Origin of the sequence: Nocardia jiangsuensis (assembly GCF_042650385.1) — a bacterium.
GTDB lineage: Bacteria > Actinomycetota > Actinomycetes > Mycobacteriales > Mycobacteriaceae > Nocardia > Nocardia jiangsuensis.
Window position 1 is genome coordinate 85310 of record NZ_JBHSAX010000022.1, and the last position, 15305, is coordinate 100614.

Here is a 15305-nt window from a genome sequence, read left to right on the forward strand (position 1 = left end):
GGTGATCGTGCCATGAGCTGCCTGGCGTGCGGGAGCGCCGTGCTGACCCGGGTACTCGACCTGGGCCGGATGCCTGCCGCCGACCACTTCCCGCCCGCGGACGAGCCGGTGCGCGCCGACGAGGCGGCGCACCCGCTGGCCATGGCGCTCTGCGCGGCCTGCGGGCTGGCCCAGCTCGCCGCGGACGACACCGAGACCGCCGAGCCGCGCGGCGTCGAGCCGCGGGCACTGCGCGAGCAGGCCGCCGAGGCGGTCGCGCTGGCCGCCGCGGCGGGGCTGCTGCGCGGGCGCACCGTGCGCGAGTTCGGCAGCCCGCACGGCGGCAGCTGGCTGGAGTTGCTGGCCGCGCGCGGCTTCGCGCCCGCGAGCGCCCCCGCCGACGTGGTGCTCGACTGTTTCGGGCTCATGCACGAGCGTGACCAGCGCGCCGCCGTCGCCGAGCGCGCGCAGGCCACCGCGCCCGGCGGGGTGTTGCTGGTGCAGTACCATCCCGTGCACACCATCGTCGCGGGAGAACAGTGGAATGCGTTGCGGCACGGTCATTTCGCCTACTACAGCCTGGCGGTGCTCCGCGCCATGCTCGGCGCGGCCGGGATGTCGGTCGTCACGGCCTGGGATTTCGGGCTGTACGGCGGCACGGTGCTGATCGCCGCGGTGCACGGCCCGGCCGAGCCGGACGCGGCGGTGCGGCGGGTCCTCGCCCGCGAGGCGGGCTCGGCGGATCCGGCATTCGTCGGCGGGCTGCAGCGCGCGGCCGACCGGCAGAGCGAGACCCTGCGCGCCGCACTGGAACTGGAGGCGGCCCGCGGTTCGCGGGTGTACGCCTACGGCGCCGCGTCCCGCGCGGTGGCGCTGTTCTGCCGGGCCGGGGTCCGGCGGGAGCTGGTGGCCGGGGTGGCCGACGCCTCGCCCGCCAAGCAGGGCAGACGGATGCCGGGCACCGACGTGCCGATCATCGCGCCCGCCGAGCTGGTCGCCGCGCACCCGGACCGGGTGTTGCTGACCGTGCCCGACCTGCTGGCCGAGGTCTCCGACCGGTATCCCGAGCTGACCGGGCGCTGGCTCGTCGGCGAGCCGGCCTCGAGCAACGGGGAGCCGCCGATCCGCTGACGCGCACAGGGGGCGGTGCGGCGCTGTGAGGTCGCCCACTGGCGGCAATCCGGGGTTCCCCGGATTGCCGAATCAGGATAGCTTGACCATTGCTCCGCCGAATTGAACATTCGAGAATTCGGAGCTGCACGTAATGAGGGCGGTATGAAAGACCACGGGACCTGTCTTCGGTCCATCCGATTCGAGCCGTATCCGGCCGAACCGATATTTCCCGCCATATTGCCGACATGTTGCTGAATTCATTTTTATCCCGTTTATAGGAGGGGACATGGTCAGCCTTTCGGTCTGTGTCCCCGCCTACCAGGCGGGACGGACCCTGGAACCGACGATGCGCTCGATCCTGAGCCAGGACGTCGAATTCGAACTGCTCGTCCTCGACAACGCGAGCACCGACGAGACCGGCGAGATCGCCGCGTCCTTCGCCGACCCGCGCGTGCGCGTCGAGCGCAACGACAGCACGCTGCGCATCGGCGACAACTGGAACCGGGTCATCGAGCTCTCCACCGGCGAGCTGGTCAAGGTGGTCTGCGCCGACGACATCCTGCTGCCCGGCTCGCTGGCCACCCAGCTCGAGGTCATGCGGGACCGGGCGTTCGCGCTGAGCTCCTCGCGTTTCCAGGTGATCGACGAGGGCGGCGCGCTGGTGGAGACCGGGCTCGGACTGCCCGGGCTGGACGGCGTGCACGGCCCGCGCGAACTCGCCCGCACCATCGTCCGGCGCGGGCCCGCCGACTTCGGCCCGACCGCGGCCGCCATGTTCCGGCGCGAGCACTTCGACCGAGTCGGCGGGCTCCGCGGCGACCTGGTCTTCCCGATGGACGTCGACCTGTTCGCCCGGGTCGGGCAGTTCGGGCTCTTCTACGGCTTCACCGAGGTGGCGGCGGCGTGGCGGAACTCGACCTTCAACCTCTCCAGCCGCACCTCGTCGCTGAGCAAGCTCACCGAGATGCTGCGCTTCCACCATCGCATCGCGCGTGACTGCCCCCGGCTGCTCTCCCCGCTCGACGTCGCCGTCGGCGACCTGCGGCTGGCGAAGGCGGCGCTGCACCGGCTGCGGGTGCGCACCGGGCACCTGATCCGCACCCGCGGCGGGGGCCGGGCATGACCGGCGCCGCACCGCGGGTGCAGATGACCGGGTCGGAGTGGTTCGGCTCCGCCCCCGGCGGGCTGAACCGCTACTTCACCGACCTCTACACCGCGCTCGCCGCCCGCGCCGACCTCACCGTCGACGCCGCGGCCTTCGGTACCGCGCCCGCGGGCGCCCGCTCCTGGGGGCCGACCGGCGGCTCCACGCTGCACCGGGCCCGCACCGCCTACGCCGACGGCCCGGCCGGAAAAGCCGTGCTCGACCGGCATTTCGCGCTCTACGGCCCGCCCGCGCGGCGCGGTGCCGCGCTGGTCGTGCACTTCCACGGCCCGTGGGCGGCGGAGAGCCGGATGGCGGGCGAGGGCGCCGCGGCCACCCGCGCCAAGTACCTGCTCGAGCGGGTGCGCGCGCTGCGCGCGGACCGGTTCGTCGTGCTCTCCGGGCACTTCCGCGACCTGCTCGTCGCCGACTACCGGGTGCGTCCGGAGAAGATCTCGGTGATCCCGCCCGGCGTCGACCTGGCGCACTTCCGCCCGGCACCGGCGAGCGACGAACCGGTGGTGCTGTGCGTGCGCAGGCTGGAGCACCGGATGGGGATCGACGTGCTGCTGCGCGGCTGGCCCGCCGTGCTCGCCGCGCACCCCGGCGCCCGGCTGGTGATCGTCGGCACCGGCACCGCCGAGTCCGCGCTGCGCGCACGGGCCGAGGCGCTGGGCGCGAGCGTGCGGTTCGCCGGCCGGGTGAGCGACGCCGAGCTGACCGGGCTGTACGGCGAGGCGGCGCTCACCGTGGTGCCGTCGGTGGCGCTGGAGGGGTTCGGGCTGATCGCGCTGGAGTCGCTCGCCGCCGGCCGCGCTCCGGTGGTCACCGACTGCGGCGGGCTGCCGGATTCCGTGCGGGAGCTGGACGATTCTCTGATCGTGGCCGCGGGCGACGCCGAGGCGCTCTCCGCCAGGCTGGTGGCGGCGCTGGACGGCAAGCTGCCCGACGCGCAGCGCTGCCGCGCGCACGCCGAGACCTTCTCCTGGACGGCAGCCGCCGACCGGCACGTCGCGCTCTACCGGGAGCTGGCCGGATGATCGACGCCGTCTTCCTGACCCACACCGCCGCGCCGTCGGGCGCCGAGCTGGCGACCCTGCGGCTGCTCACCGCGCTGCGCGCGGGCACCGCCGTGCGGCCGTCGGCGCTGCTCACCGCCGACGGCCCGCTGGTCGAGCTGCTGCGCGCCCGCGACATCCCGGTCACCGTGCAGCGCAACGACTTCGACAGCCGCTCGCTGACCATCGCCGGATCCGGGCCGCTGCGGCTGGTCGGTGGGGCACTGGAGCTGGTGCGGCTCGGCCTGGCACTGGGGGACACACTGCGCCGCGCGGACGCCGATGTGGTGGTCGCGCAGAGCACCAAGGCGCTGCTGATGGGGGCGGTAGCGGCGCGGCGGGCCGGAATCCCGCTGGTCTGGCAGGTGCACGACCGGATCTCCGCCGATTACTTCGGCCGGGTTCTCGCGGTCGCGCTGCGGGTGCTCGGCCGGTGGGCCGCGCGCGGGGTCGTGGCCAACAGCCGCGCCACCCTGAGCACCCTCGCCGTCCGGCGCCGGCCCGCCGTCGTGGCATACCCGGGCATCGAGGAATCCGCACCGCCGCCGCGCGTGCCGCAGCGCCCCGCCGACGCCGTGCGCATCGTGATGGCGGGCAGGCTCGCCGCGTGGAAGGGCCAGGACGTGCTGCTGCGCGCCCTCGCGCTGACGGCGCACCGCCCCGCCGCGGTGACCCTGGTCGGCGGCGCCTTCTTCGACGAGGAGGAGTACCGCGCCCGGCTCGAGGAGCTGGCCGCCGCGCTGCCGATCCCGGTCGAGTTCACCGGGCACGTCGCCGATCCGGGGCCGTACCTGGCCGATGCCGACATCGCCGTGCACTGCTCGGTGACCGCGGAGCCGTTCGGCCAGGTCGTGGTCGAGGCCATGCGCGCGGGGTGCGCGGTGCTCGCCGCCGACGCCGGCGGCCCGACCGAGATCGTCCGGCCGGAGGTGGACGGCATCCTGGTCCCGCCCGGCGATCCGGCCGCGCTCGCCGCCGCGCTGGACCGCCTCGCCGCCGACCCCGCGCTGCGCACCCGGCTCGCCGCCGCGGCGGTCGAGCGCTCCCGCGACTTCGGGATCGACGCCACCGCGGCCGCGGTCACCGGGCTGCTGGCGACGGTCACCGGCCGCAGGGCGGTGGCCGCGCCGTGAACCGCTACGCGGAGGACACCGTCCCGATCCGGATCGTGCACCGGCACTACCCGGTGTCGCTCGACGGCATGCGGATGCCGGAGTACGACCCGCCGACCGAGGTCATGCCGGCCTTCATGGACTGGCCGACGCAGAAGCTCCCGATCATCGTCAAGCCGCCGCCCGCGGAGCCGGTGTCGCGGGTGCGCGAGCTGCTCGGGGTCGCGCGCGACATCGCCTACGTCAGCTTCGGCAAGTACGGCCAGTACCTGGTGACGGTGGCGACGCTGCCGCTCATGGCCAGGGTGCTCGGCACCGAGGGGCTCGGGCTGCTCGCGATCGGGATGTCCTCCTACTTCATCGGTTCGCTGCTGGTCGACCTCGGAATCACCTCGTACATGGCCGCCCGCGTCCAGGAGTCGAGCGAGACCAGGAGCCCGGCCGAGCAGACCGCGTCGATCAACCGCACCCGCGGTACCTACCTGGTCATCCGCGGCGGCATCCTCGGCGCGGTGACGCTCGCGCTCGCGGTCGTGCTCGCTGTCGGCGCGCCGGAGTACCTGCGGATGATCGCGCTCGGGCTCTTCATCGGCGGCGTCTGGTCCATGTCCGAGGACTGGCTGCTGATCGGGCAGGGCCGGTTCGGGGCCTCCACGCTCTACCAGGCGGTGGCGCGGATCGCGTACCTGCTGCTGCTCGTCCTGGTGCTGCCGCGCATCCCGACCGCCGAGGTCGCGCTGCTCTGCCTGCTCGGCAACTCGGTGCTCTGCGTCGCGCTGACCTGGTGGGACACCTGGCGCGGGTTCGGCCCGCCCGGCCGCCCGCGCGGGGTCGTCGCGCTGCTGCGCGCGGCCGCGCCGGTGGTCACCGGGCGACTGCTGGTGACCAGCTACGGGCAGGGCTCGGCCACGGTGTTCGGCTCGGTGCTCGACGCCGCCTCGCTCGGGCTGTACTCCGCGTCGGACCGGCTGGTCCGTGCGGTGCAGTCGCTGCTCGACGCGATCGGCTTCGCGCTGCTGCCGCGGATGGCCAAGCGCGGCGGCGACGAGCGCTTCTGGCCGGACGCGCTGCGCGCGCTCACCGTCTGCGTGGGGCTGGCCTGCGCGGCGAGCGCGCTGCTCTGGCTGCTCGCCCCGGTCGTGGTGCCGCTGATCTTCGGCGACCAGTTCGCCGATGCGGTGGCGGTGCTGCGGCTCGAGGTGCTGATCCTGCCCGCCACCACCATCACCTCCTTCATCACCACTGCCATCCTGCCGGTGCGGCAGGACACCATCGGCGTGCTGATCGGCGCGCTCGTCGGCACCTGCATCGCGGGCGTCGCGCTGCTGATCGCCGCGCGCACACACTCCGTCTGGACCCTGGTCGGTGGCATCGTGGCCGCCGAATTCGCCGTAGCACTCTGGTATCTCGCCCGCACGCGCGGGCTGATCGTTCGTGAACGTGCCGCGGGCGGGCCGCTGCCCGCCGGCGCGGAAAGAAGGACGCGATGAAGATCCTCTTCGTCGGCGACGACTGGCTCGGCAGCAACGCCCGCTCGCTCGCCGAAGGATTCCGGCACCTCGGGCACGAGGTGATGGTGATCGACTCGACGGCGGCCACGCTGCCGCCGCGGCTCTCGCCGTCCTGGCTCTACGCCAAGTCGCACGAGCAGCGCGCACCGTGGACGGTCGACCGCGTGCACCAGCGGCTGGAGCGGGCGGGCGCCGAGCTCCGCCCCGACCTGGTCTTCGGCTTCAAGTCGGTGCACCTGGACCAGCGCAGGCTGCTCGACATCCCGGCCGCGCTGCACGTGCACTACAGCCCGGACGACGTCGCCAACCCGCAGAACACCACCCCGGACTACCTGGCGCACGAGTCCGAGTGGGATCTGGTGGTCACCACCAAGCGGCACAACCTGCGCGAACTCATGGCCCGCGGCGCCAAGGAGACGCTCTTCGTGCGCAGCGCCTACGACCCGGCCTGGCACCACCCGGCCGCCAAACGCACCACCCGCCAGTACCTGGTCGGGTTCATCGGCGCCTGCCGCCCGGACCGGCGCGACGGCATGGTCTCGCTGGCCCGCACCTACGGCGCGCAGCTGCTGGTGGCCGGGCCGGGCTGGCGCCGGGTGCGGCGGCTGCGCACCACCCGCGCCGAGGTCAGACCCGGGGTGTTCGGCGAGGACTTCTCGATGACCGTCGCCTCGGTGACGGCGAACCTGGTGCTGCTCAACTCCGACAACCGGGACACCCACACCTGCCGTACCTTCGAGGTGCCGGCGGCGGGCGGGCTCTTCGTCGGCGAGCGCACCGACGAGCACGCCGAGCTGCTCGACGACGGTGCCGAGGCGTTCCTCTTCTCCAGCCGGGACGAGCTGGACGACATCCTGGAGCGCTGCGCGCTCTTCCCCGACCAGGCCACCAAGATCGCCGAGGCCGGGTACCGGCGGATCGTCGAGGGCGGGCACAGCTATGCCGACCGCGCGCGGGAGATCCTGAATGCGCTCGACTAGGGTGCCGGAGTGCTGATCGGCAACACCCCGCTGATGATCATCGTGGCCGCGCTGGTCACGATGGTGATCGCCGCGCTGCTGCTCTCCGGCGTGCTCCGGGTGCTGCTCATCGCGCAGGCGGTGTACTGGGGCATGTCCTACGTGGCGCGGCCGGTGGTCCTGCTCGTCGTGCAGCCGGCGGCGAGCTTCGGCGACAACGTGGCCGATCCGCGGCTGGTCGCGCTCGGCTACGACCGCGGCATCGAGGCCGCGCTCACCCCGGTCGCCTTCGGCCTTGTCGTCTACGCGCTGCTGCTGCTCGGGTACGCGCTGTGGTCGCGGCGGCGCGGCCCCCGGCCCCGGCGGCCGGTGCCGCTGGCAGGCGACCCGAACATGATGGGCACGCTCGTCGTGCTCTACGCGCTCGGCACGCTGGCCCGGCTGGCCAGCGTCGCGAGCGGGTCGGCGGGGGCGGCGGGCGAGGTCGCCAGCGCCTCGCCGGTGCTCAGCCTGCTCGCCATGCCCGCCACGCTCGGCGCGGTCGGGCTGATCGTGCTGGCCAGGCCGGAGCGGAACCGGGACACCATGCTGCTGCTCGGCTTCCTGGTCCTCGGCGAGCTGTGGTGGACCACGGCCATCCAGTCCAAGACGCCGGTGCTCGGCGCGGCGCTCGCGGTCGCGGTCCGCTTCGCGCTGACCGGTTGGACCAGGGACAAGGTGCTCGGTATCGGCGCGGTCTCGGTCGCGGGTATCGCGGGCTTCGACTGGCTGCAGTCGCTCAAGTCGACGCCGTACCTGCGTGCCCAGGCGGCCTCGGTCGACGCCGCCTACCCGGAGCCGGTGCGGCCCTTCCTCTCCCTGCTGCGCCGCTTCGACCTGCTGGAGGCGGCGACCGACGCCTACTTCATCGAGCCGGGCAGCTGGCTGACCCCCGACCAGGTGATCACCGCGCTGGCCCGCAGCCTGGTGCCCGGGCAGCTGCTGCCCGGCGAGAAGCTGCAGGCCGGAACGGCGTGGGCGACCGATGTGCGCGGGGCGTCGGTGGACATGAGCCAGGTCTCGGTCTCGCTGGCGGAGGGCAGCATCCCGGAGGGGTACGTGCTCGGCGGCTACGCCGGGGTGGTGATCGGGGTGGTGTTCACCGCGATCGTGCTGATCGCGTGGTCGCGTGCGCTGTACGCGCGACATATGGTTCCGGTGCTGTTCGGGATCGGGCTGATCGAGGTGCCGGTGGTCTTCGAGCGCGGCATGCTCGGCACCGCCGAGACGCTCGGCAAATATCTGCAAGTGGTGGTACTGGCCTGGATGGTCCGCCTCGCGGTGGGCGAATGGCGGCGGCATCGGGAACGGACGACGGCGCCGGTCGCGGCAGGAGTCCCGGTGCCGGTGGGAAGCGAAGGAAAACAATGAGGGAACTCTCCGACTACCTGGCGATCGCGCGCCGCCGCTGGCCCGTCCTGCTGGCCGGGCTCGTGCTCGGTATCGCGCTGGCGGCCTTCTCGGCGCAGTCGACGCCGAAGTCCTACAGCGCGACCAGCACGGTGTACGTGTCGATGGCGACCGGCACCTCGGTGGCCGACTCCTACCAGGGCGGGCTGGCCGCGCAGCAGCGGGTGCGCTCGTACCTGGAGCTGGTCGGCAGCGACTTCGTGCTGGACCGGGTGATCGGCCAGCTCGGGCTCGGGCTCACCCGCGACGAGCTGCGCGGCATGGTCTCGGTGGACTCGCCGCCCGCCACCGCGCTGCTGCGGATCACGGTGACCGACACCGAGGCCGAGCGCTCCCGGCTGCTCACCGACGAGACCGTCTCGCAGTTCCGCGCGCTCGTCGCCGAGCTGGAGACGATCGAGGACACCGCCGCCCCGCAGGCGAGGGTCGCCGTCGTCGACCGCGCCGAGCGCCCGGCCGCGTCCGGCGGCGGCAGTACCAAGCTGCTCGCGCTCGGCGCGGTCGGCGGGCTGGTACTCGGCGGCGGGGTCGCACTGCTGCTCGAGCTCTTCGACCGCAGGGTGCGCACCGGCGCCGAGCTGGCCCCGCTCGGCAGGCCGCTGCTGGGCTCGGTCGCGCTCGGCACCGCCTCGGAGCGCGACGACCTGCGCGCGCTGCGCTCCCGGCTGCCGGAGGCGACGAAGACGGTGCTGCTCACCGGCATCGGCGCGCGTTCCGAGCCCGCACTCGCCATCGGGCTGGCCGGCGCGCTGGCCGCGACCGGGAGCCGGGTGCTGCTGATCGACGCCGACACCACCCGCACCGGCTCGTCAGCGCTGCTGCCCGCCCCGGAGATCGACTGGCCGGTGCGCACCGGCGCCCCGCAGCCGCAGCCCGACCTCGCGCTGGTCGGCGCCGGCGAGGCGCCGGAGAACGCCGCGCAGCAGACCACCAAGCTCGACCTGCGCAACATCCCGGGGAACCCGCCCGCGGACAAGCCGCAGCCGGAGAAGCTCCCCGCCTCGGTCGCGGCCGCCTGGCACACCGGCGGGCTGGCCGCGCTGCTGCGCGGCGACGGCTCGGTGGAGGACGCCGTCACCCCGTGGCCCGGCGGCAACTTCGCGGTGCTCCCGCTCGGCGCCGCCGACGGCCAGACCGCTGACCTGCTCGCCTCCGGCCGGTTCGTCGCGGTGTTGCGGGCGGCTCGGGAGAAGTACGACCACGTGCTGATCGACGCCGCCGCGCCCGGCGACTCCGCGGACGCGGTCGCGCTGGCCAGCCGCGCCGCGAGCACCATCGGCGTCGTCGTGCTCGGCGACGCCCGCACCGACCGGGCCGAGGCCGCGCTGGCCACGCTGACCGCCGCGGGCGCCACCGTCACCGGGCTGGTCACCGTGAACACCGGCCGGAACTGGTGGCAGCGGCTCTCCCGGCGCAGCCCGAGGCGCACCGCGCCCGCGGTGGAACCCGGGCCGGAGCAGTGAGTGGTTTACGCCGGCGGCACCTGCTCGCCGCGGGGCTCGGCGCGGCCGCGGTGCCGCTGGTCGCCTGCGAGGCGCCGGAGGCGCCGGCCAGGACCGGGCCGGTGAGCCCGACCGTGCGCAATGTCCGCGAGTTCGGCGCGCTCGGCGACGGCAAGGCCGACGACACCGCCGCCATCGCCGCCGCGGCGAAGACCGACGGCGCGCCGCCGGTGCTCTACCTGCCCGCGGGCGACTACACCGTCACCGCGTGGCCGGACCTGCCGGACGGCGCCGTCGTCTACGGCGACGGCTCCGACCTCACCACTGTCTTCTGCGACCGGGACACCACGCTGGTCTCGCTGCGGGACAAGCAGCGGATCCGCTTCTCCCGCATGGGCTTCTACCTGACCGGCGAGAACTCCACCGCCATAAAACTGAGCAACTGCTTCCGGTGCGGCTTCGACCAGGTGCTGGTGCGCGGCAACCACATCACCGAGAACCACCCGCGCTACCTGCGGCAGCGCGGCGTCGTCCTGGACAGCAACACCGGCGGCACCGCGTTCATCGACTGCGACATCAACAACTTCGGGGTCGGGCTGGTGACCTCGTGCATCCAGAACTACGTGACCTCCTCGAAGTTCACCAGCAACTGGATCGGCGTGCTCGGCACCGGCAACGACCACAATGCCGGGCTCTCCATCAGCAACAGCGAATTCGTCTCCGACAACGACCTGACCACCACCGACCGGCACATCCTGATCGACGGCGCGGCCAACAACTGGTGGCTCACCAACGTCTGGTTCGAGGGCGCCGAGGTGGCGGTGCAGGTCGGGGTGGCCGGGCAGGGCGGGCCGTCGCAGTTCGGCATGGTGAACTGCAAGGCCTCCGCGCGCTCGGTGGTGCTCGACCTGGTGCACTGCCGCCAGCCCTACCTGGCCAACATCGCCTTCGACCCGGACCCGGGGCGGCGCCCGATCGAGCTGCGCATCGACCCCGAGCGCTGCCCGGAGGGCACCGCCGTCAACCTCGTCTCCAGCGCGGGCGACGACATCGACGCCGGGGCGTTCCCGGAGCACTGGCAGGTGATCGGCCGCGGCCGCACGCACCGCCCCAGCTTCACCGGGACGGTGACGGCGCAGGCCGCGGGCGACAGCGAGATCCTGCGGGCGCGTTCCGCCGACGGCGCCGCGGTCTCCTCGATCCTGCCGAGCGGCGCCTATGTCTCCGACCGCGCCGACGCCGGGGTGGTGCTGCGCGACCCGGAGGGCGGCTACTGGCGGCTGGTCGTCGCGCCCGGCGGCGCGCTGACCACCGCCCCGCTCGGCAGGGATCGGCCGGCCCGCTGAGATGACCGCGCCGCCACCGGAACCCGCCGACCCCGCGCCCGCCCCGGGGCCGCGGTGGCCGGTGCTGCGCCGGGTTGCGGTCGGGCTGGCCGGATTGCTGCTGGTCATCGCCGCGCTGACGGCGGCAGGGTTGCCGGTCTTCGTGCACCCCCAGGTGGATCCGCTGCGCCCGGCCGATGCCATCGTCGTGCTCGGCGGCACGCCGTACGAGCGCTTCGACGTCGGGCTGGAGCTGGCCGAGCGCGGACTCGCGCCGGAGCTGGTCATCTCGGCCTCCACCGGGCTGAACGACCCGGTGATGCAGCGCTACTGCGCGAACGACCACCCCTTCCGGGTCTCCTGCTTCGAGCCGGACCCGTGGACCACGCAGGGCGAGGCGCAGGAGATCGGGCGGCGTGCGGCGGCCGAGCACTGGCAGCACATCATCGTCGTCACCTTCACCCCGCACGTGTCCCGGGCCAGGTACATCGTGGGCAAGTGTTTCGGCGGCGAACTGACCATGGTGGCCAGCCCCAGCCGCACCGACCTCGCCTTCACCGCCTGGATGTACCTGCGCCAGAGCGCGGGCTACCTCAGGGCTTTCACCGAGATCGGCTGCTGAGCCGGGAAGGAGCGACCGTGACGGATTTCTCGCGGAGCAATGCCGCCCAGGCGCGGCTGCACGAACTGGTGCCCGGCGGCGCGCACACCTACGCCAGGGGCGACGACCAGTACCCGGAGGGGATGGCGCCGGTGCTGGTGCGCGGCAGCGGCTGCCGGGTGACCGACGCCGACGGCAACGAATTCGTCGAGTACGGCATGGGGCTGCGCGCCGTCACGCTCGGCCACGGCTACCGGCCGGTGGTCGATGCGGTGACCGCCGCCATCGCCGACGGCAGCAACTTCTCCCGCCCCACCACGCTGGAGCTCGCCGCCGCCGAGGACTTCCTGGAGCTGGTGCCCGCCGCCGACATGGTGAAGTTCGGCAAGAACGGCTCGGACGCCACCACCGCCGCGGTCCGGCTGGCCCGCGCCGTCACCGGCCGGGTGACCGTCGCGGCCTGCGCGCAGCCGTTCTTCTCGGTGGACGACTGGTTCATCGGCACCACCGCCATGTCGGCGGGCATCCCCGAACCCGGCACCGTCTCCTTCCCGTACGGCGACGCCGCCGCGCTGGAGGCGGTGCTGTCCGGGAACGAGGTCGCCTGCGTGATCATGGAGGCCGCGACCGCGCTGCACGAGCCGCCGCCCGGCTACCTGGCCGCGGTGCGCGCGCTCTGCGACCGGTACGGCGCGCTGCTGATCTTCGACGAGATGATCACCGGCTTCCGCTGGGCGGCGGGCGGCGCGCAGGCGGTGTACGGGGTCGCGCCGGACCTGTCCTGCTGGGGCAAGGCGATGGGCAACGGCTTCCCGCTCGCCGCGCTCGCGGGCAAGCGCGAGTACATGGAGCGCGGCGGGCTGCGCACCGACGAGCGGCGGGTCTTCCTGCTCTCCACCACGCACGGCCCGGAGACCGGCGCGCTCGCCGCGTTCCGCGCCGTCGTGCACGCCTACGCCACCACCGACCCGGTCGGGCGGATGGAGCGCGCCGGGCTGCGGTTGCGCGCCGGATTCGAGGCGGTGGTCGCCGAGCTCGGGATCGGGGAGTACCTGCGGGTCGCCGGGCGCCCCTCCTGCCTGGTCTTCCAGACCCTCGACCCGGCCGGGCAGCCCTCGCAGGAGTTCCGCACACTGTTCCTCGGCGAGCTGCTGCGCCGCGGCGTGCTCGGCCAGTCCTTCGTGACCTCGGCAGCGCACACCGACGCCGACATCGACCACACCGTCGAGGCCGTGCGCGGCGCCGCCGCCGTCTACGCCGATGCGCTCGCCCGCGGCACGGTCGACGGCCTGCTCGACGGCCGCCCGGTCGCCCCCGCGCTGCGCGCAACCGCCGCGCCGCGCCGGCTCGCGGAGGTGCTGCGATGACCAGGATCGCCATCGTGCACGAGCGCTTCACCGAGTACGGCGGCTCCGAGGCCGTGGTCGGCGAGTTCGCCCGCGCCTGGCCGCGGGCCCGGGTCTTCGCCCCCCTCGTCGACCCCGCCGCCGCCCCCGACATCGCCCACCCGCCCTGGGACACCATCGAGACCACCTGGCTGAACCGGCTGCACGCCGCCACCGGCCGCCGCTCGCACGCCCCGCTGCTCCCGCTGGTGCCCCGCGCCCTGCGCGGCCTCCCGCTGCGCGAGTTCGACGCCGTCGTGATCAGCCACCACGCCTTCGCCGTGCAGGCCGCGCTCGCCACCGACGCCCCCGTGGTCGCCTACGTGCACAGCCCCGCCCGCTGGGCCTGGGACCCCGCCTTCCGCGCCCGCGAGGCCGGCGGCCCGCTCGGCCGCGCCGCGCTCGCCACCCTCGGCGTGCTCGCCAGGCGCGCCGAACTCGCCGCCGCCCCCCGGCTCACCGGCGTGGTCGCCAACTCCCGCGCCGTCGCCGACCGCGTCCGCGACTGGTGGGGGCTGCCCGCCTCGGTCGTGCACCCCCCGGTCCGCCTCGACCGCTTCGCCCCCGAGCCCTCGATTCCGCGGGAGGAGTTCCTGCTCTTCGCCGGGCGGCTGGTGCCCTACAAGCGCCCCGACCTCGCCATCCGCATCGCCCAGCGCACCGGCCGCCGCCTCGTGGTCGTCGGTGACGGCCGCTACCGCCGCCAGCTCGAGGCGCTCGCCGGACCCGAGACCACCTTTCTCGGGGCCGCTCCCGACGACGTCCTGGTCGACATGTACCGCCGCTGCACCGCCCTGCTCATGCCCGGCGTCGAGGATTTCGGCATCGTCCCGGTCGAGGCCATGGCCTGCGGCGCCCCCGTCCTCGCCGTCGGCTCCGGCGGCGCGCTCGACACCGTGCTGCCCGGCCTCAGCGGCGCCCACGTCCCGCCGGGTGACGACGCTGCCGTGGTCGACGGCTTCGCCGAGGTTCTCGGCACACACGACATCGCCGCCTACACCCCCGCCGCCGTCCGCGCGCACGCGGAGTCGTTCGGCCCGGAGGCGTTCCGGGCCAGGATGGTGGCGGTGGTGGACGAGGCCATGGCGGCCGCCACGGTGTGAGCCGGAGAGGCAGGCGGCGGTCATCCCTCGGCGTGCCGAGAAGCGCGGTCTCTCGCCCCGCCGAGCCGGGTGGGCAGCGGCACGATCCCCGCCCGGCTCAGGTCTGCCGCTGCGGCTCGTACTCGTCGGCTTCCAGCCCGAAGGTCCACGCCACCCCGGCCTTCGCAGTGGCCGTGCCCGGCGGAACCCGCAGCCAGTAGGTGCGGAAACTCCCGTCCGGCTCGGCGGTGGAGTTGACCACCTCGACCATCACGACGTCCTCGTCACCGGGGAGCGGGATGCGCCAGAGGATGCCGGTCTCGTCGCGGTGCACCGGCTCGGCGTGCGATTCGGCGAGGTAGCGGTCGTAGCCGAAGTGCTCGAGCATGACGCGGCGGAGCTCGGCGTTCTCCTCGACCCGGATGCGCTCCGGGGTGAGGGTGCGCAGGTCGGCGACGAGCTCGGCGGGGACCGGCATGCCGCTCCAGGCGTGCAGCGCGAACCCGTCGGGGTAGGCGAGCGCGGCGCCGTCGCCGCAGTGCAGCCTGCCAGCCTCGTCGCGCAGCAGCCGGGTGGGGCGCTCGCTGAGCACGACGGCGTGCTCGTACGGCCACCACCAGCCCGCGGTGCGGGCAACCCCTGCTACTCCGGCCAGTGCGGGGGCGCCGTCGAAGGCCGCGAGCCAAGGGGCGTCGTGCTGGCCGAGCACGGCGTCGAGCAGGATCGCGCGGGTCTCGCCCTCGACGCGGGCGCGGGCCTTCGCATCGGGGGCGGCGCCGATGTGCGCGGCGACGACCTGTTCGCGGACGACCCCGGTGAGCGCGCGGGTGAGATCCCAGAGCCGGGCGCCGGTGTCGGCCCAGCGGGTGGCCCAGCCGTCCTGGCCGAGCTCGGCGGCGAGCCGCGCCCGCTCGGCGGCCCACGGCCGGGTACGTACCCGATCACGCACGGAGGCACCGGGATTCGTCAGCGCGCGGACGGCGGTGACCGCGGCCGCGGGGGAGTCGGCCCAGATCACCGTGGTGGGGGCGGGCAGTCCGGCGCGGTGGTAGGCGAGCCGGACCGCGGCCTCGGCGGCGGGGCGGTCGGCGGGGCCGGTGGTGGCGGCGACGTCACGCCAGGTGTCGATGCTCATCGGTGCTCCC

13 protein-coding genes are annotated in these 15305 nt (G+C 74.2%); 12 read left to right on the forward strand and 1 reads right to left on the reverse strand.

Going from position 1 to position 15305, the window contains the following annotated elements:
* Nucleotides 1–12: 12 nt before the first annotated feature.
* From ACFO0B_RS26540 to ACFO0B_RS26595, 12 genes are all read left to right on the forward strand, one after another.
* Entirely contained in the window at nucleotides 13–1110 is a 1098-nt protein-coding gene (locus ACFO0B_RS26540; RefSeq protein WP_378615511.1) for a class I SAM-dependent methyltransferase, read from the forward strand.
* 268 nt (nucleotides 1111–1378) lie between these two features.
* Nucleotides 1379–2215: a glycosyltransferase family 2 protein gene (locus ACFO0B_RS26545; RefSeq protein WP_378615513.1), complete on the forward strand. Its 837-nt coding sequence runs from the start codon at nucleotides 1379–1381 to the stop codon at nucleotides 2213–2215.
* Between the two features lie 23 nt (nucleotides 2216–2238).
* Nucleotides 2239–3276 (forward strand): glycosyltransferase family 4 protein, encoded by a 1038-nt coding sequence (locus tag ACFO0B_RS26550; protein ID WP_378615868.1) that lies wholly within the window; start codon nucleotides 2239–2241, stop codon nucleotides 3274–3276.
* A complete protein-coding gene (locus ACFO0B_RS26555) occupies nucleotides 3273–4427 on the forward strand; it encodes a glycosyltransferase family 4 protein (RefSeq protein WP_378615515.1) in 1155 nt (384 codons plus the stop codon). Before ACFO0B_RS26550 ends, ACFO0B_RS26555 begins: the two co-directional genes overlap by 4 nt.
* Nucleotides 4424–5896: a lipopolysaccharide biosynthesis protein gene (locus tag ACFO0B_RS26560; protein WP_378615517.1), complete on the forward strand. Its 1473-nt coding sequence runs from the start codon at nucleotides 4424–4426 to the stop codon at nucleotides 5894–5896. The genes ACFO0B_RS26555 and ACFO0B_RS26560 overlap by 4 nt, the downstream gene beginning before the upstream one ends.
* Nucleotides 5893–6897: a CgeB family protein gene (locus ACFO0B_RS26565; RefSeq protein ID WP_378615519.1), complete on the forward strand. Its 1005-nt coding sequence runs from the start codon at nucleotides 5893–5895 to the stop codon at nucleotides 6895–6897. Before ACFO0B_RS26560 ends, ACFO0B_RS26565 begins: the two co-directional genes overlap by 4 nt.
* Before the next feature lie 9 nt (nucleotides 6898–6906).
* Nucleotides 6907–8286: a hypothetical protein gene (locus ACFO0B_RS26570; protein ID WP_378615521.1), complete on the forward strand. Its 1380-nt coding sequence runs from the start codon at nucleotides 6907–6909 to the stop codon at nucleotides 8284–8286.
* The gene (locus tag ACFO0B_RS26575) at nucleotides 8283–9788 is read left to right on the forward strand and encodes a protein tyrosine kinase (protein WP_378615523.1); all 1506 of its coding nucleotides are present in this window, start codon (nucleotides 8283–8285) and stop codon (nucleotides 9786–9788) included. The genes ACFO0B_RS26570 and ACFO0B_RS26575 overlap by 4 nt, the downstream gene beginning before the upstream one ends.
* Nucleotides 9785–11113: a glycosyl hydrolase family 28-related protein gene (locus ACFO0B_RS26580; protein ID WP_378615525.1), complete on the forward strand. Its 1329-nt coding sequence runs from the start codon at nucleotides 9785–9787 to the stop codon at nucleotides 11111–11113. Before ACFO0B_RS26575 ends, ACFO0B_RS26580 begins: the two co-directional genes overlap by 4 nt.
* Before the next feature lies 1 nt (nucleotide 11114).
* Nucleotides 11115–11714, forward strand: a complete 600-nt coding sequence (locus ACFO0B_RS26585; RefSeq protein WP_378615527.1) for a YdcF family protein — start codon at nucleotides 11115–11117, stop codon at nucleotides 11712–11714.
* A 17-nt stretch (nucleotides 11715–11731) separates the two neighbouring features.
* Nucleotides 11732–13060, forward strand: coding sequence for a glutamate-1-semialdehyde 2,1-aminomutase (locus ACFO0B_RS26590; RefSeq protein WP_378615529.1), 1329 nt, complete (start codon nucleotides 11732–11734; stop codon nucleotides 13058–13060).
* Nucleotides 13057–14181, forward strand: a complete 1125-nt coding sequence (locus tag ACFO0B_RS26595; RefSeq protein ID WP_378615532.1) for a glycosyltransferase — start codon at nucleotides 13057–13059, stop codon at nucleotides 14179–14181. Before ACFO0B_RS26590 ends, ACFO0B_RS26595 begins: the two co-directional genes overlap by 4 nt.
* 97 nt (nucleotides 14182–14278) lie before the next feature.
* Here ACFO0B_RS26595 and ACFO0B_RS26600 read toward each other — a convergent pair whose 3' ends face one another.
* Nucleotides 14279–15295: a DUF6745 domain-containing protein gene (locus ACFO0B_RS26600; RefSeq protein WP_378615535.1), complete on the reverse strand. Its 1017-nt coding sequence runs from the start codon at nucleotides 15293–15295 to the stop codon at nucleotides 14279–14281.
* Nucleotides 15296–15305 lie beyond the last annotated feature (10 nt).

Excerpts from the sequence above, each read along its gene's own strand:
- ACFO0B_RS26565 (WP_378615519.1), top strand. The coding sequence starts at position 5,893 with ATGAAGATCCTCTTCGTCGGCGACGACTGGCTCGGCAGCAACGCCCGC.
- ACFO0B_RS26555 (WP_378615515.1), top strand. The coding sequence starts at position 3,273 with ATGATCGACGCCGTCTTCCTGACCCACACCGCCGCGCCGTCGGGCGCC.
- ACFO0B_RS26545 (WP_378615513.1), top strand. The coding sequence starts at position 1,379 with ATGGTCAGCCTTTCGGTCTGTGTCCCCGCCTACCAGGCGGGACGGACC.
- ACFO0B_RS26595 (WP_378615532.1), top strand. The coding sequence starts at position 13,057 with ATGACCAGGATCGCCATCGTGCACGAGCGCTTCACCGAGTACGGCGGC.
- ACFO0B_RS26540 (WP_378615511.1), top strand. The coding sequence starts at position 13 with ATGAGCTGCCTGGCGTGCGGGAGCGCCGTGCTGACCCGGGTACTCGAC.
- ACFO0B_RS26575 (WP_378615523.1), top strand. The coding sequence starts at position 8,283 with ATGAGGGAACTCTCCGACTACCTGGCGATCGCGCGCCGCCGCTGGCCC.
- ACFO0B_RS26585 (WP_378615527.1), top strand. The coding sequence starts at position 11,115 with ATGACCGCGCCGCCACCGGAACCCGCCGACCCCGCGCCCGCCCCGGGG.
- ACFO0B_RS26550 (WP_378615868.1), top strand. The coding sequence starts at position 2,239 with ATGACCGGGTCGGAGTGGTTCGGCTCCGCCCCCGGCGGGCTGAACCGC.
- ACFO0B_RS26600 (WP_378615535.1), bottom strand. The coding sequence starts at position 15,295 with ATGAGCATCGACACCTGGCGTGACGTCGCCGCCACCACCGGCCCCGCC.